The sequence below is a fragment of the Umezawaea sp. NPDC059074 genome (assembly GCF_042738955.1).
Taxonomy (GTDB): domain Bacteria; phylum Actinomycetota; class Actinomycetes; order Mycobacteriales; family Pseudonocardiaceae; genus Umezawaea.
Map to the genome: position 1 here is coordinate 90,413 of NZ_JBHYHC010000013.1, position 23,918 is coordinate 114,330.

At 71.6% G+C, this 23,918-nt stretch carries 16 protein-coding genes; 6 read left to right on the forward strand and 10 right to left on the reverse strand.

Annotation, left to right across the window (positions count from 1 at the left end; translation table 11 throughout):
• Window positions 1–33: 33 nt before the first annotated feature.
• From ACFWW9_RS09480 to ACFWW9_RS09490, 3 genes are all read right to left on the reverse strand, one after another.
• Window positions 34–879 carry an oxidoreductase gene (locus ACFWW9_RS09480; RefSeq protein WP_390373824.1) on the reverse strand — a complete coding sequence of 282 codons (846 nt, stop codon included), beginning with the start codon at window positions 877–879 and terminating at the stop codon, window positions 34–36.
• Window positions 880–1,087: 208 nt separating this feature from the next.
• Window positions 1,088–3,619: an ABC transporter permease gene (locus ACFWW9_RS09485; protein WP_390373827.1), complete on the reverse strand. Its 2,532-nt coding sequence runs from the start codon at window positions 3,617–3,619 to the stop codon at window positions 1,088–1,090.
• The gene (locus ACFWW9_RS09490; RefSeq protein ID WP_390373829.1) at window positions 3,619–4,380 is read right to left on the reverse strand and encodes an ABC transporter ATP-binding protein; all 762 of its coding nucleotides are present in this window, start codon (window positions 4,378–4,380) and stop codon (window positions 3,619–3,621) included. The genes ACFWW9_RS09485 and ACFWW9_RS09490 overlap by 1 nt, the downstream gene beginning before the upstream one ends.
• A 215-nt stretch (window positions 4,381–4,595) precedes the next feature.
• Between ACFWW9_RS09490 and ACFWW9_RS09495 the strand changes: the two genes are divergently transcribed.
• Together ACFWW9_RS09495 and ACFWW9_RS09500 are read left to right on the forward strand one after the other, a co-directional pair.
• A complete protein-coding gene (locus ACFWW9_RS09495) occupies window positions 4,596–5,456 on the forward strand; it encodes a helix-turn-helix domain-containing protein (protein WP_390373831.1) in 861 nt (286 codons plus the stop codon).
• A 175-nt stretch (window positions 5,457–5,631) separates the two neighbouring features.
• The gene (locus tag ACFWW9_RS09500) at window positions 5,632–6,189 is read left to right on the forward strand and encodes an RICIN domain-containing protein (RefSeq protein WP_390373833.1); all 558 of its coding nucleotides are present in this window, start codon (window positions 5,632–5,634) and stop codon (window positions 6,187–6,189) included.
• Window positions 6,190–6,293: 104 nt separating this feature from the next.
• Here ACFWW9_RS09500 and ACFWW9_RS09505 read toward each other — a convergent pair whose 3' ends face one another.
• Both ACFWW9_RS09505 and ACFWW9_RS09510 read right to left on the reverse strand, forming a co-directional pair.
• Window positions 6,294–9,299, reverse strand: coding sequence for an AAA family ATPase (locus ACFWW9_RS09505; protein ID WP_390373836.1), 3,006 nt, complete (start codon window positions 9,297–9,299; stop codon window positions 6,294–6,296).
• 11 nt (window positions 9,300–9,310) lie between these two features.
• Window positions 9,311–9,496: a hypothetical protein gene (locus ACFWW9_RS09510; protein WP_390373838.1), complete on the reverse strand. Its 186-nt coding sequence runs from the start codon at window positions 9,494–9,496 to the stop codon at window positions 9,311–9,313.
• Window positions 9,497–9,719: 223 nt separating this feature from the next.
• On the opposite strand from ACFWW9_RS09510, the gene ACFWW9_RS09515 reads away from it, so the two are divergent.
• A complete protein-coding gene (locus ACFWW9_RS09515) occupies window positions 9,720–10,631 on the forward strand; it encodes an FG-GAP repeat domain-containing protein (protein ID WP_390373841.1) in 912 nt (303 codons plus the stop codon).
• Between the two features lie 74 nt (window positions 10,632–10,705).
• Here the strand turns inward: ACFWW9_RS09515 and ACFWW9_RS09520 are convergent, their stop codons facing one another.
• From ACFWW9_RS09520 to ACFWW9_RS09530, 3 genes are all read right to left on the reverse strand, one after another.
• On the reverse strand, window positions 10,706–13,060 hold the full coding sequence (locus tag ACFWW9_RS09520) for a chitinase C-terminal domain-containing protein (protein WP_390373868.1): 2,355 nt from the start codon (window positions 13,058–13,060) through the stop codon (window positions 10,706–10,708).
• A gap of 166 nt (window positions 13,061–13,226) precedes the next feature.
• Complete coding sequence (locus ACFWW9_RS09525) at window positions 13,227–16,124, reverse strand: BTAD domain-containing putative transcriptional regulator (RefSeq protein WP_390373843.1); 2,898 nt, start codon at window positions 16,122–16,124, stop codon at window positions 13,227–13,229.
• A gap of 268 nt (window positions 16,125–16,392) precedes the next feature.
• The gene (locus ACFWW9_RS09530; protein ID WP_390373845.1) at window positions 16,393–17,022 is read right to left on the reverse strand and encodes a DedA family protein; all 630 of its coding nucleotides are present in this window, start codon (window positions 17,020–17,022) and stop codon (window positions 16,393–16,395) included.
• 214 nt (window positions 17,023–17,236) lie between these two features.
• Between ACFWW9_RS09530 and ACFWW9_RS09535 the strand changes: the two genes are divergently transcribed.
• Window positions 17,237–17,542: a hypothetical protein gene (locus ACFWW9_RS09535; protein WP_390373847.1), complete on the forward strand. Its 306-nt coding sequence runs from the start codon at window positions 17,237–17,239 to the stop codon at window positions 17,540–17,542.
• A 180-nt stretch (window positions 17,543–17,722) separates the two neighbouring features.
• Here the strand turns inward: ACFWW9_RS09535 and ACFWW9_RS09540 are convergent, their stop codons facing one another.
• Complete coding sequence (locus tag ACFWW9_RS09540; protein WP_390373850.1) at window positions 17,723–18,058, reverse strand: DUF397 domain-containing protein; 336 nt, start codon at window positions 18,056–18,058, stop codon at window positions 17,723–17,725.
• Entirely contained in the window at window positions 17,943–18,824 is an 882-nt protein-coding gene (locus ACFWW9_RS09545) for a helix-turn-helix domain-containing protein (protein ID WP_390373852.1), read from the reverse strand. Before ACFWW9_RS09545 ends, ACFWW9_RS09540 begins: the two co-directional genes overlap by 116 nt.
• A 231-nt stretch (window positions 18,825–19,055) precedes the next feature.
• On the opposite strand from ACFWW9_RS09545, the gene ACFWW9_RS09550 reads away from it, so the two are divergent.
• Complete coding sequence (locus tag ACFWW9_RS09550; RefSeq protein WP_390373854.1) at window positions 19,056–19,382, forward strand: hypothetical protein; 327 nt, start codon at window positions 19,056–19,058, stop codon at window positions 19,380–19,382.
• A 2,182-nt stretch (window positions 19,383–21,564) separates the two neighbouring features.
• Entirely contained in the window at window positions 21,565–23,811 is a 2,247-nt protein-coding gene (locus ACFWW9_RS09555; protein WP_390373857.1) for a SulP family inorganic anion transporter, read from the forward strand.
• The last annotated feature ends 107 nt before the right edge of the window (window positions 23,812–23,918 follow it).

A 23,918-nucleotide genomic window follows, 5' to 3' on the forward strand; every position in this document is an offset into this window, starting at 1 on the left:
TCGGGGGTCGGGGGTCGACGCGCGAACAGGCGGTCACGACGTGGTCCGGACTGGCTCTTCGTCGACGGCGTCGGTGACCGCGCGCCACGCGTCGAAGTCCGCCTGCGCCTGGTCGAGCTTGCGCTGGCTGCGCGCGAGGGCGGCACTGCCCAGCACCAGCCGCAGCGGCGGATTGGGGTCCTCGACCACGGTGACGACGGCGTCCGCCAAGCGGTCCGGGTGGCCGCTCTGGTTGCCGTGCGCGGCCGCCGCGTCGAGGCGGGTGCGCCCGACCGTGGCGGCGTAGTCCTCGACGACCCGCTCGCCGGTGAGCAGCGACCCGCCGTCGAGGAAGTCGGTCCGGAACCCGCCGGGTTCGACGATCGTGACCTTGACGCCCAGCGGGGCGGCCTCGGCCGCCAGGGCCTCGGAAGCGCCCTCCACCGCGAACTTCGTCGCGTTGTAGGCGCCCCAGCCGGACGCGCCGGAGAAGCCGCCGACCGACGAGATCATGACGACGTGCCCCGCCCGCTGCCGTCGCAGCACGGGCAGGACGGCGCGGGTGACCGCGAGCAGCCCGAACACGTTGGTCTCGAACACCCGGCGGACCTCGGCGTCGGTCACCTCCTCGATCGCGCCGAGCAGCCCGAAGCCCGCGTTGTTGACCAGCACGTCGATCCGGCCGAACGCCTCCGTGGCGGCGAGCACCGCCCGGTCGATCGAGGCGTGGTCGGTGACGTCCAGGGGGAGGGCGAGCAGCCGGTCGGGCTCCGGGCCCGTCAGGTCGATCGAGGCCGCGTCGCGCGCGGTGGCGACGACCCGGTCGCCCTTCGCCAGCGCCGCGCGGGCGATGGCCCGGCCGAGGCCGCGGGACGCTCCGGTGATGAACCAGGTACGCATGGATTCTCCTTAAGTGAACTGTACGTACAGTACACTTAAGGCTTCGGTCGGTGCCGGGAAGATGTCGACCACCACCCCGGATCAGAGCCCTGACCTGCTGATTGGCAACTTCCCGCCACCCCGGACATGCCGATGCCCCGCGCCGTGAGGGACGCGGGGCACCGGGGGCGACGGTCCGCGCTCCCCCGACGGAGAGCGGACCGGGTGGTCAGGCTTCGGCCATACCGGCGACGACCGAGGTGCGGCCCGCGCGGCGGGCGGGCATGGCCGCGGCGAGCATCGCGGCGAGCACGGCGGCCAGCAGCATCGCGCCGATCTGGCCCGCCGGGACGGCGAACGTGATGGCGAAGCTGGCCGACGACATGGCCTTGACGAGGATCCAGCCGAAGCCGATGCCCAGCACCAGGCCGATGGCGGCGCCCATGACGGCCATCAGGACCGACTCGATCACCAGCATCGAGCGCAGCTGCCCCTTGGTGAGGCCGAGCGCCCGCAGCAGCGCGGACTCCCTGGTGCGCTCCAGCACCGACAGCGTCAGCGTGTTGGCGATGCCGAAGAGGGCGATGATCACGGCCAGGCCGATGAGGGCCCAGATGAAGCCCAACACCTGGTCGACCTGGGTGTTCAGCTGCGCCTTCGTCTCGGCGGCGCTGTCGATGACGGCGATCGGCGAGGCGTCGGTGACCTTCTCGACCGCGGCGCGGCCCGTCTCGGTCGTGACGCCGTCCTTGAGCTTCACCAGGACGCTCTCGTAGCCCGCGGTGGTGGGCTTGAACGAGTTCAGCGTGTCCAGGGTGACCAGGCCGTTGCCCTGGAGGCCGTCGACGATGGCGACGACCTTCAGGTCCCGCTTGGTGTCGCCGACGCCCTGGGGCAGGACGTCGCCGACGGCCAGGCCGGAGCGCTTGGCGAAGCGGCTGTCCAGGGCCACGTCGCCGTCCTTCAGACCGGTGATGGTGCCCGAGGACGCCTTGGGCCGGACCAGGTCGCCGATCATGGCCGGGGTCGTGCCCAGGAGGTAGGCGCTGAACTTGGAGTTGTCGGCGCTCTCCGGGGAGAACGCGGCCATCGGGGCCACCTTGCCGACCTCGGGGAGCCCGGCGAGCTGGTCGACCAGCTCCTGCGGGAGCTGCTTGCTGTAGACGGACGTGGTGACCGTGTAGTCCGCCGGGAAGCGCTGGTCGACCTCGGCGTTCGCGGTCTCCTTCGCGCTGGTCGCCACGACGGTGACCAGGCTGACGATGGTGACGCCGATCATCAGCGCGGCCGTGGTGGCGGCGGTGCGCTTGGGGTTGCGGCCCGCGTTGCCGGACGCGAGCTTCGCCGGCACGCCGAACAGGGCCCTCGGCACGACGCCGAGCACGCGGTTGACCGGGCCCACGAGCACCGGGCCGAGCGTGACGACCATGGCCAGCAGCAGCATCGTGCCGGTGCCGGTCACGAGCATGGCGGCCTCCTCCTCCATGCCCATCCCGAACGAGATCACCGCCGCTCCGGCCAGGCCGAACAGGACGGCGAACGCGATCCGCCACTTGCCGGTGCGGGCGACCTCCTCGCTGCTGTCGAGCTGCGAGCGCAGCGCGGCGACGGGGGCGACCTTGGTGGCCTTGCGGGCTGGCAGCGCCGCCGAGATCACCGTGATCAGGACGCCGACGCCGAACGCGGCGAGCACGGTGGTGAGCGTGACGGGCAGGCGGACGACCGTGTTGTCGTCGGAGAAGGCCCCGATGACGGTCTGGAGCAGCGCGGAGACGCCGATCCCGCCGAACAGGCCGATGACCGAGGCGAACAGGCCCATCGCGACGGCCTCGGCGATGACGCTGCCGAACACCTGGCCGCGGCTCGCGCCGACGCAGCGCATGAGGGCGAGCTCCCTGGTGCGCTGGGTGACCAGGATGGTGAACGTGTTGTAGATGACCATGGCCGCGACCACCAGCGCGATCAGCGCGAACGCCAGCAGCACCTGGGTGATCTGCGAGGCCTGCTCGCTGATCTGCTTCAGCGTCGAGGTGGTCAGCTCGTCGCCGGTCTGGAACGAGTAGCCCTTGTCCTCGCCGACGGACTTCTTGACCGCGTCGACCAGCTGCCGCTGCGTCACGCCGGGAGCGGCCGTGGCGACCAGCTCGTAGCCGCGGACCTTCTCCGCCAGTTCGGGCAGGACCTCGGGCAGCACGACGAGGTGCTCGCTGCCGCCGAGCGACATCGAGTTCGCGCCCTGCGCGAACGTGCCGACGATCGTGAACGAGTGCTTGCCGTCGTTCTTGTCCAGCACCGTGATCTGCTGGCCCATCGACAGGTTCGCCGTCTTCAGCGCCCGCACGTCGACGGCGGTCTCGGAGGCCGACGTGGGGAAGCGGCCGTCCTTGAGGTCGTACTCGCGCAGGTCCGGGGTGGACGCCAGCGGGCCCGCGGTGGCGGGCTTGGCCTTGCCGTTCGCGGTGAGCAGCGCGGCGGAGATGACGCTGCGGACGTCCGCGCCCGCCACCCCCGGCGTCGCGCGGACCTTGTCCAGCGTGGCCTGGGTGATGCCGGTGTCGGACTCCGGGCCCTCGCCGGTGAGCGACATCGACAGGTCGACGCCGCGGGCGCTCTTGGCGAACTCGTCCTTCATGCCCTCGGTGATGCCGTCGCCGAGCACCAGCGTGCCGCTGACGAAGGCGACGCCGAGCATGATCGCGATGGAGGACAGCAGGAGCCGCGCGGTGCGCGCCTTCACGCCCGCGAGGATGGTCTTCAGCATCACGCCCCCAGGTGCTTGAGCGCGGAGAGCACCGAGTCGGCGGTCGGGTCCTGGATCTCGCCCGCGAGGTGGCCGTCGGCGAGCAGCACGACGCGGTCGGCGTAGGACGCGGCGACGGGGTCGTGGGTCACCATGATCACGGTCTGGCCGAGCTTGCGCACGGACATCCGCAGGAAGTCGAGGACCTCGGCGCCGGAGCGCGAGTCCAGGTTGCCGGTCGGCTCGTCGGCGAACACCACGTCCGGGCGGGCGACCAGCGCGCGGGCGCAGGCCACGCGCTGCTGCTGGCCGCCGGACAGCTCGGACGGCTTGTGCTTCAACCGGTCGCGCAGGCCGAGCACGTCGACGATGGTGTCGAACCACTGCTTGTCGGGCTTGCGGCCCGCGAGTTCCAGGCCCAGCAGGATGTTCGCCTCGGCGGACAGCGTGGGCAGCAGGTTGAACGCCTGGAAGACGAACCCGATCCGGTCGCGGCGGAGCTTGGTGAGGTCCTTGTCGTTGAGGCCGGTGATCTCGGTCCCGCCGATGTGGACGGACCCGCCGTCGACGTTGTCCAGGCCCGCGAGGCAGTGCATGAGGGTCGACTTGCCGGAGCCGGAGGGGCCCATGATGGCGGTGAACTTCCCGGCCTGGAACGCGACGCTCACGCCGCCGAGCGCCCGCACCGCGGTGTCGCCCTTGCCGTACACCTTCACCAGGCCGGAGGCGGCGACGGCGGCTTGCGTGCCAACCCGGCCCGTCTCGGACACCACTGCAGACATTCCCTGCCCCATTCGCTCATCGTCACGCTGACAAGGGAAAACCTAGGCAGCGGCGGTGTGCGCGGACATCACTCCTCACGCCCACCTCGGCCTCACCCTCAAGGATGACTTCGGGTCCTCCCGTGGTCGCACGACCCGACCGGACCGGGCTCCCAAGTGTCGGGTGCGGCAGGGTGTGCGGGCCGCAGCATTGGCGTCGAGGAAGGGAGGCCGGAGTGCTGGAACGGCTGAACCAGGCCATGGAGCACGTCGAGCGGAACCTGGAGGGGACCGTCGAGGTGGCCGACCTGGCGCGGATCGCGCTGACGTCGGAGTACCACCTGCGGCGGCTGTTCTCCGCGCTGGCGGGGATGCCCCTGTCGGAGTACGTGCGGCGCAGGCGGCTCACGGTCGCGGGCGCCGACGTGCTGGCGGGCGGGGAGACGCTGCTCGACATCGCCGTGCGGTACGGCTACGGCTCGGGCGAGGCGTTCGCCAGGGCGTTCCGGGCCGTGCACGGCGTCGGCCCCGGTGAGGCCCGCAGGACCGGCGCGGCCCTGCGGTCCCAGCCCCGGATGTCCTTCCGCCTCGTCGTCGAAGGGAGTGGCAGCATGGAGTACAAGGTCGTGGAGAAGGACGCGTTCCGGCTGGTGGGCCGCAAGGAGCGGGTGCCGCTGGTGCACGAGGGGATGAACCCGGCGATCGTCGAGTTCGTGAAGGGCCTGGACCCGGAGGTGCGGGAGCGCGTCGCGGCGCTGTCGGACCAGGAGCCCGCGGGGGTGCTCAACGTCAGCGTGAACATCGCCGACGGCCGCGAGGAGGGCACGGAACTCGACTACTACTACGCCGTGGCCAGCGGAGCGACCGTGCCGGACGACCTGGACGCGCTCGACGTGCCCGCGGGCACGTGGGCGGTGTTCGAGAGCTCGGGCGAGTTCCCGAAGGTGCTCCAGGAGGTGTGGCGCGACGTGTTCACCCAGTGGTTCCCGTCCAACCCGTACCGCAGCGTGCCGGGCCCGGAGATCCTCAGCACCCGCCTGTCGGCCGACGGGACCACGGCGGACGCGGCGCTGTGGATCAGGGTGGAGCGCGCCTAGCACGTCGGGGCGGCGCTGTCGCCGGATTGTCGATGAACTGTCGACGGGGCGTGGGACGGTGGCTTCCTGTTCGAGGAGGACCCAGCCAGGGGGTGTGGTGGCCGCGGTCGAGACGATCGCGGCCGCCACCGGCACTCCTGCGGGCCTCCGAATCCTGAGGGGAAAGGGGAAGCGGATGCGTACTCTGCTGCGCGAGGTGTCCAAGGCGGTGGTGCTCGCCGCCGGTCTCGGCCTGTGTCTGGTGGCTCCGGCCGCGGCGAGCGCCGACCGGTCCACGGCGGACGGACCCGCGGCGCTCGCGGAGTTCCGGACGATCGTGTCCTGGCACACCGGCACGTGCGTGGACGTCGACGGCGCCAGCCAGACGTCCGGTGCCAAGGTCCAGATCTACACCTGCAACGGCACCGTCGCGCAGCTGTGGGAGAAGCTGCCCACCGACAGCGGCTACTTCCGGCTCCGGGTCGCCGCCAGCGGGCAGTGCATGGCCGTGAAGGACGCCAGCCAGGCCGAGAGCGCCCCGGTCGTCCAGAACCCGTGCAACCTCGACTTCAACCAGCAGTGGAAGGAGGGGGACAGCGGTGTCGCCGGCTTCCCGCAGCTCGTCGCCCGGCACAGCGGCAAGGTCCTGATCATGCGCTCCGAGGCGCTCGCCGACCGCACGCCCCTGATCCAGGTCACCTACGGAGGACCCGGCTCGGATCCCCTGCACTCCACGGCCTGGCAGTTCCGCTAGACCGGGCTCCGCACACCGCCGGGTGCGGTGTCGTCGTCCCCCTGGCCACCGCCGGGGTGCTCACGAGGTCTCCAGTACGCGGGTTCTCCTCGGTTGACGAACCCCTACCGGAGACCTCGGTCGTCCTGGCTCGGGTCCAGCAGGCCGCGGTCGTAGGCGATGGCGACGGCTTCGGCGCGGCGGCCCGCGCCGAGCTTGGCCATGATGCGGGTGAGGTGGACGCTGACCGTCTTCTCGCTGATGTACAGCTCCTCGCCGACCTCGCGGTTGGTGCGCCCGAGCGCGACGAGGCCGAGCACGGACCGTTCCCGCGGGGTGAACGGGTCCACGTGGTCGCGGGGTTCGGTCTCGGTCGCGCGCAGGGTGATCCTGGCCCGGCGGGCGGCCTGGGTGACGGCGTCGAGGAGCGGGGCCGCGCCGAGGTCGCGGGCGAACTCGGCGGTCTCCCGCAGGTGGGTCGCGGCCTCGTCGCGGCGGTCCGCGCCCAGCAGGGCCTCGGCCAGTCGCCACCGGCACACGGCCTGCTCGAACACCATGCCGAAGGCGAAGCCGTCCACGGCCTTCGCCCACAGCTCGGGGTCGCCCGCGCCGCCCAGCCGGCTCTCCTCGGCTTCGGCGCGGGCCAGCCACGCCTGGCCTTCCGGCCCGAGGACGCCGGTGCGCGGCAGCCCGTTCACGGCCGTGGCACGGGCGTAGTCGGCCAGCCGGTGGCCCTCGGCGACGGCCTTCGCCTCGCCCGCCTTGTCCCGGCGGCGGCGGGCGTTGGCGGCCACGTCGGCGTGCCCGGCGATGCCGAGCGCCCCGAGCCGGATGCCCGCGAGCAGCCACTCGCCGTCCAACCGGCGGGTCCAGTCGATGGTGTCCGCGACCCGCTCGACCGCCACCTCCGGCGTGCCGCGCCACTGCGCCAGTTCCGCGCCCGTGCCGCCGGTGATGAGGGCGATCTGCACGTCCCGGTGCCAGTCCTTGCGCAGTTCGCCGATCAGGCGTTCGGCGTGCTCGAAGTCGCCGCGGCTGACGGCGACGTGCGTGCCCGCCGCGGCGAGCCGCGCGACGACCGTGCTGGACACGGCCAGACCGGGCGGTTCGGCGGCCGCGGCGCTCTCGTCCCAGCGGCCGAGGTGGTAGAGCGTGAGCGCCAGCAGCACCCGGATCTCCAGGCCGAACCCGCTCCAGATCATCCCCTTGACCTTGGCGCGCGACGCCGCCTCCTCGAACACCTCCCGCGCCCGCCCGAGTTCGCCGCGGTCGTAGAAGTGCATGCCCAGGAAGTACCGGGCGCGCAGCTCGGTGTTCACCGCGTCGACCTCGGCCGCGTTCTCGATCGCCTCGGCGAGGTGCTCGCGCGCGGACTCCGTGCGGTTGTCGCTGTCGTCCAGCAGGCCCAACGTCGCCAGCGCGTCCGCCACGGCCCCCGCCGCGCCGGACGCCCGACCGTCCCGCACGGCCATCTCGGCGCGTTCACGGGCGAGCGGCAGGTCGCGGGCGTAGCGCAGGCACGACGCCGACACGGCCAGCACCCACGCGCGGGACGCGCTCGCGGGCCGGTCCCGCACCAGGCTCCACGCCTGGTCGACGGCCTCGTACATCTCCTGGTCGTGCCCGTCGAGGCCCTGCGACGCCTGGGCGACCCGCCGCCACATCTCCGCGGCCTTCTCCGGGTCGGCCGGGTCGACGACCTTCGTCGCGGACCGGGCGAACGCGAGCGCCCGTTCCGGCTGCCCGGCCGTGCCCGCCGACCAAGACGCCCGGCTCAACAACACCAGTTCCGTCACGTCCGGGGGCCGCTGGTCCTCCGCGACCGCGTCCCACACCTTCAACGCCTGCTCGAAGTGCCGCAGCGCCTCGGCGGGCGCGCCGGTCTGGTGCGCCTCCTGCCCGGCGTCGACCGACGCGGCCAACGCGCGCGGCAGGTCGTGCGACTCCAGGCTGTGGTAGGCCAACCCGGCGGCGACGCCGCGGCCCGTGCGCCCGGTCAGGTACCGCGCGTACGCCGCGTGCAGCCGCACCCGCTCTCCCGGCAGCAGGTCCCCGTACACCGCCTCCTGCAACAGGGCGTGCCGGAACACGTAGATCTCGTCGCCCTCGCCGACCAGCAGCACGTGGTGCTGCACGGCCTCCCGCAGCGCCACGTCCAGGGCCACGTCGTCCAGCCCCGCCACGGTCCGCAGCCGGTCGTGGCTCACCCGGCGGCCGCCGATGGACGCGACCCGCACCACGTGCTGGGTGCCGGGGCCGAGCCGTTCGATGCGGGTCAGCAGCACGTCCGCCAACGCCGACGGCATCCCGCCGCTGGGCAGGCAGCTCGCGGCGGCGAGCAGTTCCTCCGCGAAGAACGGGTTGCCCTCCGACCGTTCCGCGACCTCGCGCACCACGTCGTCCGGGAGCTCGTCGGCCAGCGCGTCCACGAACGCCCGCGAGTCCTCCTCGCCGAACGGCCGCAGCTCGACCCGGTCGACCGCGGGCAGCCGCAGCAGCTCGGTCAGCAAGGGCCGCAACGGGTGCGCGCGGTGCAGGTCGTCGGACCGGTAGGTGCCGACGATCAGCAGCCGCTGCGACCGCAGCCGGGACAGCAGGAACGACAGGAGGTAGCGCGTCGACGCGTCCGCCCAGTGCAGGTCCTCCAGCACCAGCAGCACCGTGTGCCGCTCGGCCAGGTCCCCCAGCAGCCCGTGGACGGCGTCGAACAGCTGGAGCTGCCCGACGTCCTGTTCGGACCGCCGCCCCTGCGGGAACAGCTGGTTCGAACTCTCCCGAGCCTCGTCCCGCCCGACCGGCAGCGCCAACTCCGGCAACAACCGTGCGAGGGCGGGCCGCCCGGAGATGTCGAGCAGCCCCCGATCCCTTACCTGCCCGAGCACTTCGGCGAACGGGAGGTAAGGGATGCCGATCTCCCCGACGTCCAGGCACCGCCCGGTCAGCACGAGCGTGCCCTCGGCGGACGCCAACTCGTCCACGACGCGCGTCTTGCCGACCCCCGCGTCCCCCGCGAGCAGCACGGCGGACGCCTTCCCCCCGGCCGCGGCCGCCAGAGCGGCCCGCAGCCGCCCCATCTCCCGACCGCGGGCCACCAGGGGGATGCCGGAACCAAGACGCGCCACGACAGGCATGTTCGCACACCTCAGGCGGCATCGCCCCGACGCTCCGGCACGTCCGACCGAGCGAGCCCGGCCACCTTCGCCCACCACGACACCTTGCGCCCGGAGGTCCGCCGGAACTCCCGCACGTGCTCCGCGTCAGCCCTCATCGCACCCTGCCGGTAGTCGATCTCCGCCTTGATCGCTTCCGGCGTCCACTCGACGCTCATGTCCACTCCCTCGGGTCGCTTGCTCGTGACACCGAGAGTCGACGTAAGGGGCGGCGCCGGGCATCGGAGGTTCACGCGCCTTACGCCGCAAGGGCCTTAGGCCGCCTAGCGCATTCCCCGGCCGGGAGTGGCGAAAGTCGGGACAACCCGCCGGTAGGCCGATCGGGTTCCGTGACGTAACACTCGGGCCAGGGTCGGCGCTTCCCCAGGTGGAGGTACTTACATGCGACGACTCCTCGTCCTGCTCGCAGTCACTTTCACCGCACTTCTCGGGGTCCACTCACCGGCGCTGGCGAACCTGGCGAACCAGCCGATCATCGGCGACCTCGACGGGGACGGCAGGCTCGATCGCGCCACCCTCGGCCGCATCGGGATCGGCAACCCCACCTGCACGGTGAGCGTCGAGACCAGGAAACCGGACGGCACCTACCTGGCGCCGGTCGTGCACAGCTACACCTCGCCGATGACGAGGGAGCCGAGGTGCCCGAACATGGGCGTCGCGGTCGACCTCAAGGGGGACGGGGAGACCGAGCTGGTCACCACCCAGTTCGACGGGTTCGACGGGCCGGACCTGCTGGTGCTGAGCCGGTTCCAGCCGATCGCGAGGTACGACGGGCTGAGCATGCCGAGCGCTATCGAGACGGTGGACTTCAACGGCGACGGGCTCGGCGACATCTGGCAGTCCACCGACCAGCAGAGGACCGCGCACGCGCTGCTGAGCACCGCGCAGGGCGCGATCGTGCCAGGGCCGTTCAGCGTGTGCAGCCAGAAAGCGGTGCCGCAGCACTACTTCGTCGACTTCAACGGCGACGGCGGGCAGGACATGCTCGTGTCCCGCAGGTGCGACTCCGCGGGTGAGGGCCCCCGCGCCGAGGTGCACTTCGGCAACGGCGCGCCCAAAGCGGTGCTGGCCACGTCGCCGGCGCCCTACACCACGAACCTGGAGGTCTTCCCGATCGACGTCGACTCCGACGGCATCCCGGACGCGGGCGTCATCGAACGGCGGTCCGGCGGCGTGAACGTCCTCCGGCACTTCCGCAACGACGGCGCCGGCGCCTTCACCGAAGTCCCCGCGCTCACCGCACTGGCACTGCCCGCCCCGTACCGGATCCCGGCGGGCACGACGCACCGCTGACGGCTCCGTGAACCAAAAAAAAGGGGGCGCACCCGGCCGAAGCCGGATGCGCCCCCCTCGTTCACGTCAGGCGATCAGCAAGCCCCGCTGTCCCGCCACACGCCCCACTCGCCGGTGGTCCCGGGCTCCTCGCCCGTGGTCCACCACTGCGCGGTCCACTTTCGGCTCTTCCACGACACCACGTTCGTGCCGACGTACACCTTCGTCCGGTCCCACGCCGCCACGGAGCAGTTGCCCGGCGGAGTGGTCGTGGTGGTGGTGGTGGTCGGCGTCGTGGTGGTGGTCGACGTCGTGGTCGTGGTGGACGTCGTGGTCGTGGTCGACGACGACGTGGTAGTCGGGCCGCCGACCGTCCCGCGCGGGTAGTCCGACGCGATCGCGTAGGTCTTGCCGCCGAAGGTGAACCGGAAGTTCGACGGCGACGAGATCGGCAGCTGGTAGTTGATCGTGATGTCCACGCTCGCGCCCGGCGCCAGCGTCTGCCACGACGGCATCGTCACCGACACGTGCTGGAAGTCGCCGCGCAGTCCGCCGACGTTGGCCCCGGTGTGCCCCTTGGAGACCACGGACAGTCCGAACCCGGACTGGTCGGTCATGCTCCCCGGAGCGCTGGTGCCGTAGTCGAACTCGATCTTCGTCCCACCGGGGATCGTGACCGTGGAGTTGTTGGTGACCTTCAGCTTCGGCGTGATCGGGTAGTTGGCGTCGCCCAACGCGAACCCGCCCACGACGGCCGACACGTTCAGCACGTCGGCGGGCGTGGCCGTGGAGGCCTTGAGGTTCCCGTACGGAGCGGCTCCGCGCAGACCGTCGTTGATCTTCGTCAGCAGCGTGTCGCCGATGGTGTACTGCTTCTTCACCGAGTCGTACTTGTAGTCCCCGGCGAGCTCCCAGATCATCACGCCGCCGATGCCCTTGTCGGCGATGTACTTCGCCTTCGTGGCAACCGAGGTCTCGTCCTCGGTGGACAGGAACACCTTCTTGGTGGCGTTCCACAGCCACGGCGACACGAGCGTCGTGTCGTAGTTGCGCGCGTACGTGCCGGTGATCCGGTCCGTCGGGTCGGTGTCCGGCGTCAACCCGTACGCGGCCAGGTAGTCCGGCGTGATCCCGTTCTGCAGGTTCATCGCGTGCCACATCGGGTTCACGCCCGACGGCACCTCCGCGTTGCCCGCGGTGCTGTCGTGCCACAGGTTGTCGATGCCGATCGCGCCGTTGCCGCACGGCGTGGTCGACCCGACCGTGCCGCCGGTGCCCGCCGGGCACTTCGTCTGGTCCGGCAACGCGGCCGTGCCGCCGAGGCCGTTGACGCCACCGGTCACGCCCTGCCATCCGCGGGTGTAGAACGGCAGGCCCATGTTGATCCGCCCGGCCTGCATGGCCCCGCGGAAGTAGTGGTAGGCCCAGTCCGTGTTCAGGTAGCCGACGCCCTCGTACTGCGGGGCGGTGTACACGCCGCCCGCGGCCAGCTCGCCGTCCTTGCCGTTGTCGTACAGCGCGGCGTTCGGGCCGACGAAGTGGTTCCACGAGCCGTGCAGGTCGTAGCTCATGACGTTGAGGTAGTCCAGGTACTTGGTGACCTGGAAGGCCTCCATGCCGCGCAGCAGCCAGCCGGACGCGGGCACGGCGGCGGTCAGCAGGTAGTGCTTGCCGTCGGCGGCGCTCGCGCGGTCGAGCTTCTCGCGCAGCGTCTTCATGATCTTCTCGTAGCCGGACCACAGGTTGCCGCGGTTGGCGTTGGCCAGGCCGAAGTCGTCCGGGTTGCCCGCGTTGTTGTTCGACGTCGGGTACTCGTAGTCGATGTCCGCGCCGTTGAAGCCGTAGGTGCGCAGGAACGTCACGACCGAGTCGGCGAACGTGTCGATCGCGGCCTGGTTCTGGCCCAGCTTGTAGAACCCGCCGTTGGCGTCACGGGTGCCGTCGGCCTTGAGGTAGCCGCCGGTCTCGGCCCAGCCTCCGATGGAGATCAGCGTCTTGACCTTCGGGTTCTGCTTCTTGAACTTCGTCAGCTGGTTGAAGTGCCCCTTGTAGGACAGCGACGGGTCCATCTCCGCGCCCGCGACACCAGGCCACTCCATGCCGGTCGAGGCGTTGTTAGCGCCCGGATCGCCGACGGAGATCTTGTTCTGGTTGTCGATGTGCGCGAAAGCGTAGTTCAGGTGCGTGACCTTGCCCCACGGGATGTCCTTCGGCAGGTACGCGGGCGACCCGTCCTTGCCGGTGCGCCAACTGCTGAAGTACCCGATGACGCGGCGGGAGTGGTTGGCGTCCAACGACTCGCGGCCCGCGGTGTCGTAGACCGTGCAGTAGGGGACGTCGACGCCGGGCGTCTTGTAGAGGCCGTCCGGGCGGCAGTCCTCGTTGCCCGCCGCGCTGGACGGGGCTGGGTTGGCTACGGCGATCAAGAGTCCGGCCAGCGTGGCGAGCATCGCCAACACCGGCACCAGCTTTCTGGGCACGGCAAACCTCCTGCACCTGGCGGCGGCCTGGCAGGTGTGTTGAGAGAGCAGGGATATGTGTCACGGCTCACCCGTGACGCGCTGCGCTGAACGTAAGTAGCGGGGGTGCCCGCTGTCAATAGGTATAGACCAATCGTCACACCGCGGTCGGCGAGACCGCCCGTGTGCGCGCCAGCCTGGCCCTGACCTGGTCCGCTTCCGGGGCGTCCAGATCGGTGAACAGCGCGAGCGCCCGCTGCCAGTGCGACACCGCGCCCGGCGCGCCCTGCCGGTCGAACACCGTCGCGAGCTGGTCGTGCGCGAGCGCCTGGTGGTACGGGCTCGCGGCGTCGGTCGCCAGCGTCAACGCCGACCGCGCGCTCGCCGCCGCCTCCTCGAACCGGCCCTCGGCCAGCAGAGCGCCGGACAGGTCCGAGTGGCAGATCGACTCGCCGCACTGCTCGCCGACCTCGCGGTACATGCCGAGCGCCGCGCGCAGCCACGTCGGGGCCTCCGTGCCGCGACCGTTGGCCAGGTAGAGCAGGCCGAGGTTGTGGTGCGCGTTGGCCTCGGTCCACCGCGACCCGGCCACGCGGGCGACCTCGATCGCCTTCCGGTAGTACTCCTCGGACTCCTCGATCCGGCCGACGTCCTGGAGGACGTCCGCGACCGTCGCCAGCGCGCGGGCCTGCTGGTCCACGTCTCCGCTGGCGCGCGCGACCTCCAGCGCCTCGCGGTGCCTGCCCAGCGCCTCGTCCTTGCGGCGCAACCGGAGCAGCGCCGAGCCGAGGTTGAACAGCATCACGAACTTCGCCTTCGGGTCGCCGAGGTCGGTCGCGGCCCGCAGCCCGGCCTCGGTAACCCGCAGCCACGTCCCGTGGTCCGTGCGCAGCCAGAAGAACCGGGACAGCGCGTACGCGAGCTGCCAGGCGTGGACGAGCCAGTCGCGGTCGAACACCGCCGCCGAGCCGTCCGCCGCGAGGTCCGCGACGGCCAGCAGGTTCGCCTCCTCGGCCTCCAGCCAGCCGATGGCGTCGGCCGAGGACGCCAGCTTCGGCACGGCGGTCGGCGGGTGCTTCGGCTCGACCCGCACGCTGCTGCGGCCGATCGGCAGCAGGCCGTCCGCCACGTCGGCGACGTGCAGGTAGTAGTCCAGCATCCGGCCGGTGGCCTCGCGGCGCTCCTCCGGCGACAGCTCCCCCGCCAGCGTCTTGGTGTACACGCGGACCAGGTCGTGCGCGCCGTAGCGGCCGGGCTCGCCGACCGACAGCAGGTTCGCCGCCGTGAGCGAGTCCAGCGCGCGCTGCGCCTGCGCGGCGTCGACCAGCGCCAGCGCGGCGGCCACGAACGGCGTCACGTGCGGGCCGGGGTGCAGGCCGAGCAGGGCCAGCAGGCGGGCGGCCAACGGCGGCAGGGCGCGGCGGGACGCGTCCAGCGCGGCCCGCACCGGGCCCTCGCCGTCCTCCAGGCCCAGCGCGGCGAGCCTGCCGTGCTCGTCGTCCAGCTCCGCCACGAAGTCCGCCACCCGCAGCGACGGCGACACGGCGAGCCGGGCGGCGGCGATGCGCAGCGCGAGCGGCAGCCCGTCGCACAGCTCGGCCAGCCTGCGCAGCCCGTCGGCCTCCCCGCCCCGCCCGCCGACCCGGCCGAGGACCTCAACGGCCGCGTCGGGCGTGAGCATGTCCAGCTCCACCAGTCGGGCCTCGGCGTGCGCGACGAGCCCCACCAGCCGCCTGCGGCTCGTGACGACGACGCAGGAGGACGAGCCCGGCAGCAGCGGCAGCAGCTCGGTCGAGCCGAGCACGTTGTCCAGCATCACGACCATGCGCCGGTCCGCGACGAGCGTGCGGTAGAGCGCCGAGCGCTCCTCGACCGTCACCGGGGCGTCGCCGGGCTGCACGCCGAGCGTGCGCAGGAACCGGTTGAGCACCTCGCCGGCGTCGAGCGGGTCCTGGTTCGGGTCGTAGCCGTGCAGGTCGACGTAGAGCTGCCCGTCCGGGAAGGCGTCGCGCACCCGGTGGGCCCAGTGCAGGGCGAGCGCGGTCTTGCCGACGCCCGCGGGGCCGCTGACGACCAGCAGGAGGCCACCGCCGGGGTCGTCGGCGAGGAGTTCGTCCATCCGGCGCAGCTCGGCCTCCCGGCCGATCAGCGACGCGGGGGCGCGGGGCAGCTGGGCGGGCACCGTGCCGACGGCGGGCGTCACGGGCGCGGGGGCCGCGGGCGGGGCCGCCGCCCGACCGGGCTCCGGGTCCTCGCCCGCCAGGACGGCCTTCTGCACGCGCCGCAGCTCCGGCCCCGGCTCCACGCCCAGCTCGTCGATCAGCACGCGCCGGGCCTCGCGGTAGACGGCGAGCGCCTCGGCCTGCCGGTCGGCCTGGCACAGCGCGCGCATCAGCAGCCCGTGGGCGCGTTCGCGCAGCGGCTGGTCGCCGACGAGCGTGGTGAGCTGGCCGACCAGGTCCGCGCCCTGGCCGAGCGCGAGCCGCAGCTCCGCCCGCTCCTCCAGGACCGCGAACCGGCGTTCCACCAGCCTGCCGCGCTCGACCTCGGCGAACAGCCCGGCGACACCGCCCAGCGGCTCCGCCCGCCACAGCGCCAGCCCGTCCTCCAGCAGCCGGGCCGCGCCCGCGAGGTCGCCGCCCGCCCGCAGCCTGCCCGCCTCCGTGGCGCCGGACTCGAACACGTCCAGGTCCAGCGCGCCGCGCTCGACCCGCAGCAGGTAGCCGTCGCCGACCGAGGTCAGCAGCTCGGCGGGCGCGCGGCGGGCGCGGGTGGGCTCCAGCGCGCGGCGCAGCCCGGCCACGTAGGTCTGCACGAGGTTGACCGCGCTGGACGGCACGGCGTCGCCCCAGACGGCCGTGATGATGTGGTCGCGGCTCACCGGGATGTTGCGGTTGAGCAGCAGCACGGCGAGGACGGCACGCTGCTTGGCCGCACCGAGGTCGACCTCGCGACCGGTGCGGAGAACCCGAAGCAGGCCGAGTACCTCGAACCGGAGAGACTCGGGGTTGTCGTGCGCCACCGACGTGTCCTTTGCCGAAGTGCTGTGCCCCACGCCTTGAGCCTAGAGATCACTTCAGTCGGGCTCCAGTCGCGCTGTAGCCGCATTCTTACGCTAAGCGTGTCCGACCAACCACACAGGGCGAAACCCGGTGGGGGAGGTTGGACCAGGTGGCGGAACCGAACCTCCGCCATCTCCCTGATCGACGTGGGTCGTCCGGCGTGCAAGGGGCATCCAGCCCGCGGCGGCGGAACGCCGGCCGACCCACGTCCCCATCAGAAGAAGAGGGCCACCCGGTAGGGGGTGGCCCTCTTCGCCCTTTTCAGGACACTTCCTCGAGTTCCCGCTCCTTCGTGCGGCGGCGCAGCGCGTAGACGACTCCCGCCACGGCCACCGCGCCGAACAGGACCCAGCTCACGCCCCCGAGCACCGACTCGACGTACTTCGCCGACGCCCCCGCGGCCGAGCCGATGCCGATGTGCAGCGCCGCCCAGCAGACCGCGCCGGCGATCGACGCGGGCAGGAACCGCCGGTAGGGCAGGTTCGAGGCCCCGGCCGACGCGGGGACCAGCGTCCGCACGACGGGCAGGAAGCGGGCGGTGAACACCGCGAGCCCACCCCGTCGGCGCAGCAGGTCGCCCGCCCTGTCCCAGTGCCGCTGCCCGAGCTTGCGGACGATCCGCGAGTCACGCAGCCGCTCGCCGTAGCGGCGGCCGATCAGGTACCCGACGCTGTCGCCCGCCACCGCGCACACCGACACCACCAGCCACATGACCAGGAACCGGGGCACGGTCGTCACGGTCGTCGACGCGATCAGCAACGACGCCTCGCCCGGCGCCAGGAACCCCACCCCCAGCGTGCACTCGGCCAGGGTCATCGCCCCGGTCACCGCCACCACGGCGGGTTGCGGCAAGCCGGCCAGTCCGGCCAGCGCGTCGGTCACGAATCCCATGGAGTCCCCCGGAGGTGAGCGCGGCCAGCCCCAGCCCGAGCAGGACCGCGGCCCAGTGCTCGGCGGCCGTGAGCCAGTCGCTGTAGAAGAGGTCGGCCACGAGCACCGCGAGCAGGAGCGCCCCGATCACTCGTGACCGGCGCAGGAGCGCCAGAGCGGCGGTGGCGCACGCGAGCGCGGCCGAAGCGCCGTAGTCGAGCCGGTGCAGCACGGAGTGCAGCGCGAACAGGTTCGCCAAACCGAAGGCGACCAAGGTCGGGACGAGGTGCCCGAGGACGAGGACGAGCGCCGTGGCGGCGGATCCGGCGAGCCGTTCCAGGGTGACGACGACGAGCGCCACGAGCAGGAGCGTCCACAGGACGTGCGCCAGGTGGTAGGAGCCGAACAGGCTCGCGGGGAGACGCCACCAGTGGCCGTCGAGCAGGTCGGAACCGCGGTAGCGGGTCGCCTCGCGCAAAGCCGGGACGAGTCCGGCCACGAGGCAGCACAACCCGAGCGCGAGGGAAACGGGAACGCGTGACGACACGACGTGAACCCCTTTCCGGTGAATGGACACAGTTCACCGGAAAGGGGTGTCGCGAACATCGGACCGCGGGCTACACCGCGTGGTTCCCTGGTCTGACCACGAACCAGACCGAGGTCGTAGAAGACCCTGAGGAAAGAATGAGGGAAACCCCGAACGGGCGTTCCCCTGGAGGACCTAGATCAGGTCGAATCCGCCGTGCTTGGTGGTGCCGAGGAAGCGGCCCCACGCGTCGGCGTCGAAGCCCAGGACAGGGCCGGAGGGGTTCTTCGAGTCACGAATTCCTGCTGCCGCGGGCACGAGGGCGATCTCCACGCAATCCGGCCCACCGGCGGACGACCGGCTGCTCTTGCGCCACACCGCTCTCGAGAAATCGGTTGTTGTCTCCACTGCGAACTCACTCCAGTTCTGAGGAAAGTGCCTGCGCCATAGTGTCGAGGAGGCCCGCCGACTCCGCCGGGTCAAGCGCGGAAGACGAGAGCCGCTCGAATATCTCGGAGTACCACTCGACATCCGAGGGTTGCTCCAAATAGACGCCGCTTCTAGTGCTTTCGATGTATACCACGTCGGGGTCCAGCCGCTCGGGAAAGCTCAGGATCACGAACGGGCCGTCCATCGCCGCGTGACCGCCGGAGGCGAACGGGACCACCTGGAGGGTGACGTTGGGCAGGGCGCTGACTTCGAGGAGTCGCCGGAGCTGGGCCCGCAGCACCGAGGGACCGCCGACGAGACGGCGGAGCGCGGCCTCGTCGATGACCACGTGCAGGCGGAGGGGGTCCTCCTCGCGCAGCAGGGCCTGGCGGGCGTTGCGCAGCTTCACCCGGCGTTCCACCTCACCGGGTGACGCGCTGGGCAGGACCTCGCGGATCAGCGCCCGCGTGTACTCCTCGCACTGGAGCAGGCCGGGGATCATCAGCCCCTGGTAGGTGCGCACGGACTCCGCGTCCGCCTCGAACCCGATGTAGCGGCCGGGCGCGATGTCGCCGTACTCGTCCCACCAGCCCTTCCGCCGCGCTTCCCGCGCGAGCTGCACCAGCTCGTCGAGCAGCAGGTCGTCGGCGCCGTACGCGTCGAGCATGTCCCGCACGTCGCGCGGCGTCACCCCGACCCGCCCGGTCTCGATCCGGCTGATCTTCGACGCCGAGCACTCCAGGCGTTCGCCGACCTCCTCGATGGTCAGCCCCGCCACTTCGCGCAGCCTGCGCAGCTCGTTCACGAGCCTGCGCTTGCGCAACGTCGGGCTGCTGCCCCGTGCCATCTCCAGCACCTCCTGGGTCATGCACAGTCTGTGACCAGACGACACCCAAGCAAAGGGACGTCATCCATTCGTGTACTGCAACTTGCAGTTCGCGGGTGAACGGTCGCAGGCTGCACGAGCACGTTTCGCGACCGTTCGGTCGCACCGAGGAACCGGAGGGCCGCAGCATGACCAGCGCCACGGGACGACGGCGGGCCGTCGCCTGGAGAACACCCCCGGCACGATCGGCTGGATCGGCTGGGGAGCGCTGACATGCCAGTCACCGTCTTCAGCCAACTCGACAAGTCGTTGCACGAGCACCTGGCCACCGTCGCCAGGTTAGCCGCGATCGGCGACGACCAGACCGTAGCCGAACTGGCGCGAGCGGAACTCCCCCGCATCGTCGCAGCCATCAAGGCACTGCTCGACGAACACCAGCCGGACGAACACGGCCGCTGCCCCACCTGCCGAACCCGCTGGTGGAGCCGCCGCCTACCGGCCCCGTGCCGCGCCTACCTCAGCGCCCAGCTGTGCCTGACGGTGGCAGGCGAACAGTCCTCGGGCGGCGGCTCCCACAGACACCTGCGCCGCGTGGGCTAGGTCCCTGACCAGCCCAAACCAGGAGTCCCCCGAAAATCAAGGCCCCCCGACGCACACAGTACGACCGGGGTACGACATTTTCCGCCGCGCCCATTTCCGGCACACACCACACCCGGCCTCCACGCCCGGCGAACGCCCCTAGGCGAGACGCGGCCTCCTCACCCATGAGGCGAAGCGCCCCCGCACCACAGCAGTCACCCCGCAGGACCACGCCCCGAGTTGGGCCTCTCCACCGCACATCGCCACACCAGCGCGAACCCGAGCACCGCTCCCCCTCAGCAAGCCGCGCTCACCGCACTACAGGCTGAACGGACCGCCCACCCACAACCAGCCCACCACTCACAGACCCGGCCGCAGCACCCCGCACTCGGCACCACCGCGCCTCGCGCCGGCCGCTCCACAGCAGGCCCCGTACCTCAGCCGCTCTCGAAGTCACCGAACGGACCGTTCATCCCCAGCCCCACACCAGGCATAACCGAACCGTTCACCCGCAAACCGCAAGCCCCCGAATCCCAGCCACTACCTACACCGCACCAGCCCACACACGGCCAGCCCCCACCACCACCGAGCACCCCCTTCATCCCCAGCCACACACAGGGCATGACCGGACCGTTCACCAGCTAATCCACAAGTCCCCGCCACCCGACTCCACCCACACCGCCACCCCGCAGACCAGCCTCACCCGCATTGCCGCCCCACCCACATCCCCGCCGCACCCCTACATCAGCGCAGACCCGGCCTACCCCGCCAAAGCGGAATCGGCAGGCCCCGATCCACCCGCACCGACACCACAGCCAGCCTCACAAGGCCAGGCCAGGCCACACCCGCCCCCGACCCGACCGAACGGACCGCCCATCCCCCACCAAGCCATCGACCTCACACCCATGGCATGGACGGACTGTTCACCCGCAGCCCTCAGTCCAGCCCCACCGGCACCACCGCAAGCCCCACAAGCCCAGCACCCCGCTTCGAACGGACCGTCCAGCCCCCACCGAGCCATAGGCCACACGCTCATCGCCTGAACGGGCCGTACACCCGCACCACCGCAGCGAAACCCCCGCAAGGCCCACGCCACAGCCAACCCCCGACCCGACCAAACGGACCGTCCATCCCCCAGCAAGCCGTAGGCCACACACCCATGGCATGAACGGGCCGTACACCCTCAGCGCAGCCTCACCACAAACCTGAATCAGCAGCCCCGGATCGCCAGCACCGGCACTGAAGCCCCCGCAAGACGCGCCCCACAACCAGCCCCCGACCCGACCAAACGGACCGTCCACACCCACCAAGCCATCGACCTCACACCCACGGCATGAACGGACCGTTCATCCGCGGCCCACAGCCCAGCCGCACCCGCACCACCGCAGCCAGCCTCACAAAACCTGAATCAACAGCCCCGAACCACCAGCACCGGCACCGAAGCCCCCGCAAGACCCGCCCCACAACCAGCCCCCGACCCGACCGAACAGACCGTCCACCCTCACCAAGCCATCGACCTCACACCCGCGGCCCACAGTCCAGCCGCACCCGCAGCCCAGCCTCACCACAAACCTGAATCAGCAGCCCCGAATCGCCGGCACCGGCAGCGAGGCCCCGCAAAGCCCGCGCCACAGCTAGCCGTCGATTCGATCGAACGGGCCGTTCATCGCCCCACCGAGGTGCAGGCCTCGTGCTCGTGGTGTGAACGGGCTGTTCTCCCCAGTCCCCGGACGACGCGGCTCTTCCCCTTCATCCCCACCAAGCGTCGTCCGGAACCGACCGTGGCGGAACCGACCTCGAACCCCCCGACCGGGGTCGGTTTCGTCACGGTCCTTTGCTACCTGGCGTCACCTGTTGCCGATGATCGACACGTCCGGCTGAAACAGGTGTCATCCGCACCACTTCATCGTCCATCATGGACAGGACGCGACCTCTCGATCGTCGATCCGCGAGCGGGTCTCGGTCGGGAAGTCCCGACGCGGGTTGTGCCGACACGTCCACGGTGCCGACACGGAGGTGCCTTGTGGCGTCCCCCTACCACCGCGCCGAGGCCGAGTTCGCACTCGTCGCCCTCCGGCAGCGCCTTCTGCTGCCCTCGGCACGCGACGTTCCCTTAGCACCGCGGTAACGCGCGGTCCCCACTCCTTCCCCGCGTCACGGGCGCGGGCGATGGCCGCACGGCTGATCATCTCGAGAGGACCTCATGAACCGCCCCCGTTCCAACAAGTCCCACGCAGGCGAGCACACCACGGCGGGACCTCCGTTCCCCGCGTCGTTGCGGTTCGACCTCCCCGCCTCGTTCGTGCTGGTCCTGCTGGCCGTCCCGCTGTCGCTCGGCGTGGCCGCGGCGACCGGCGCGCCGCTGGTGTCCGGGCTGATCGCGGGCGCGGTCGGCGGGATCGTCGCCGGGCTGTTCGGCGGCACGCCGTTGCAGGTCAGCGGTGCCGCGACCGGGCTCGTCGTCGTCACGGCCGGGCTGATCGCCAAGTACGGGTGGGCCGCGACGGCCGCCATCACGCTCGCCGCGGGTCTCGTGCAGATCGTCCTGGGCGTGACGAAGGTGGCGCGGCTGGCGTTGTCGCTCTCGCCCGCCGTGGTGCACGGCATGCTGGCGGGCATCGGCATCAGCATCGCCTTGGGCCAGCTCGTGATCGTCCTGGGCGGTCACGCCCACGCCACCACGGTGGCCAACCTCTCCGAGCTCCCCGCCGAGCTCCGCGGCTCGCACTTCGGGTCGGTCGTCGTCGGCGCGATCGCCATCGCGGTCATGGTGATGTGGCCCAGGATCCCGCGTTCGGCGCTCGTGCCCGCCCCGCTGGCCGCCGTGCTCGCCGCGACCCTGGCCTCGATCGCGCTGCGGCTGCACGTGTCCACAGTGGACCTGCCGGACGAGCCGCTGACCGACGTCGTGCTCCCCCGCATCCCCGAGGGCAGTGTCGGGGCCGTGGCGCTGGCCGTGGTGTCCGTCGCGCTGGTGGCCAGCATGGAGTCGCTGCTGTCCGCGGTGGCCGTGGACAAGCTGCACGACGGCCCCCGCGCCAACCTGGACCGCGAGTTGGTGGCGCAGGGCGCCGCGAACGTCGTCTCCGGCGCGCTGGGCGGGTTCGCCGTCAGCGGCGGCATCATCCGCGGCTCGGCCAACGTCGCCGCGGGCGCTCGCACGCGGGCCTCGACCGTGCTCCACGGCTGCTGGATCATCCTGTTCGTGGTCGCGCTCGGCGGCCTGCTGGAGCTGATCCCGCTCGCCGCGCTGGCGGGCGTGCTGCTCGTCGTCGGGCTCCGGCTGGTGAACCGCGACCGCGTCCGGAAGCTGGCCCAGCACGGCGAGATCGCCCCGTACGTCGGCACCGTCCTCGGCGTGCTCGCGTTCGGCCTGGTCGAGGGCGTGCTGATCGGCATGGCCATCGCCGTCCTGCGGGCGCTGTACCGCCTGACCCACAGCAGTGTCCGCGTGGACGAGGAGTCGGACGGCTGGCGCGTGTCGATCCGCGGCTCGCTGGTGTTCCTCGGCGTGGGCAGGCTCGTGCGCGAGCTGCGCCGCATCCCGCTCGGCAAGCGGGTCGTGCTGGAGCTGCACATCGACTTCCTGGACCACGCCGCGTTCGAGGCGATCGACGACTGGCGCGGCGGCTACCAGCGGCTCGGCGGCCAGGTCGACGTCGACGAGGTGCACGACACCTGGTTCCGCAAGGCCATCGGCGGCAAACCCGGTCTGCGCAAGACGCCTCCGGCCCCACTGCCCCGCTGGTTCGCGCCCTGGTCGCACTGGCAGCGCACCCGCCCGAGCGACGCCGCCGACGTGGTCCTCCCGAAGCAGCGCGGCGACGCGGACCCGATGACCCTCGGCATGCACGAGTTCGAGCGCAACTCCGCCCCGCTCGTCCGCCCCTTCCTGGCCGAGCTGGCCGCGCGCGGTCAACGCCCGCAACAGCTGTTCATCACCTGCGCGGACTCCCGCGTGGTCCCGAACCTGATCACCAGCAGCGGGCCTGGCGACCTGTTCTGCCTCCGCAACATCGGCAACCTCGTGCCGGTCAGCGGCACGGACGACTCCGTGGGCGCGGCGATCGAGTACGCGGTGGGCGTCCTCGGCGTCTCCACGATCGCCGTCTGCGGCCACTCGCACTGCGGCGCGATGGGCGCGCTGGTCGACGGCACCACCCGCCCCGGCAGCGCCCTGCGCTCCTGGTTGCGCCACGCCGACCCCAGCCTCATCCGCTTCCACGAGCCGCACGGCGCGGACGAGCTGCCGGTGGTCGAACGCCTCAGCGTCACGAACGTCGCCCAGCAGCTCGACAACCTCCTCACCTACCCGGCCGTCCGCGAGGCCATGAGCGCGGGCGCGCTCAACCTCGTGGGCATGTACTTCGACATCTCCGCCGCCCGCGTCTACCTGGTCAACCCCGACCGCAACACGCTCGAACCGCTCCGCGCCCCCGCGGGTCGGTGACGACCCCTTCCCGGGCGCCCCGTGGGGGGGGCGGGGCGGCCGGGCGCCGCCCGGGGGGGCCCACAAGGGCCAGGGTCGTATAAACAAAAGGACCAGCCCACGCCAGA

Coding starts and splice junctions, on each gene's coding strand:
- ACFWW9_RS09480 (WP_390373824.1), bottom strand. CDS start 879: ATGCGTACCTGGTTCATCACCGGAGCGTCCCGCGGCCTCGGCCGGGCC.
- ACFWW9_RS09485 (WP_390373827.1), bottom strand. CDS start 3,619: ATGCTGAAGACCATCCTCGCGGGCGTGAAGGCGCGCACCGCGCGGCTC.
- ACFWW9_RS09490 (WP_390373829.1), bottom strand. CDS start 4,380: ATGTCTGCAGTGGTGTCCGAGACGGGCCGGGTTGGCACGCAAGCCGCC.
- ACFWW9_RS09500 (WP_390373833.1), top strand. CDS start 5,632: ATGCGTACTCTGCTGCGCGAGGTGTCCAAGGCGGTGGTGCTCGCCGCC.
- ACFWW9_RS09505 (WP_390373836.1), bottom strand. CDS start 9,299: ATGCCTGTCGTGGCGCGTCTTGGTTCCGGCATCCCCCTGGTGGCCCGC.
- ACFWW9_RS09510 (WP_390373838.1), bottom strand. CDS start 9,496: ATGAGCGTCGAGTGGACGCCGGAAGCGATCAAGGCGGAGATCGACTAC.
- ACFWW9_RS09515 (WP_390373841.1), top strand. CDS start 9,720: ATGCGACGACTCCTCGTCCTGCTCGCAGTCACTTTCACCGCACTTCTC.
- ACFWW9_RS09520 (WP_390373868.1), bottom strand. CDS start 13,060: ATGCTCGCCACGCTGGCCGGACTCTTGATCGCCGTAGCCAACCCAGCC.
- ACFWW9_RS09530 (WP_390373845.1), bottom strand. CDS start 17,022: ATGGGATTCGTGACCGACGCGCTGGCCGGACTGGCCGGCTTGCCGCAA.
- ACFWW9_RS09540 (WP_390373850.1), bottom strand. CDS start 18,058: ATGTCGAGTGGTACTCCGAGATATTCGAGCGGCTCTCGTCTTCCGCGC.
- ACFWW9_RS09545 (WP_390373852.1), bottom strand. CDS start 18,824: ATGACCCAGGAGGTGCTGGAGATGGCACGGGGCAGCAGCCCGACGTTG.
- ACFWW9_RS09550 (WP_390373854.1), top strand. CDS start 19,056: ATGCCAGTCACCGTCTTCAGCCAACTCGACAAGTCGTTGCACGAGCAC.
- ACFWW9_RS09555 (WP_390373857.1), top strand. CDS start 21,565: ATGAACCGCCCCCGTTCCAACAAGTCCCACGCAGGCGAGCACACCACG.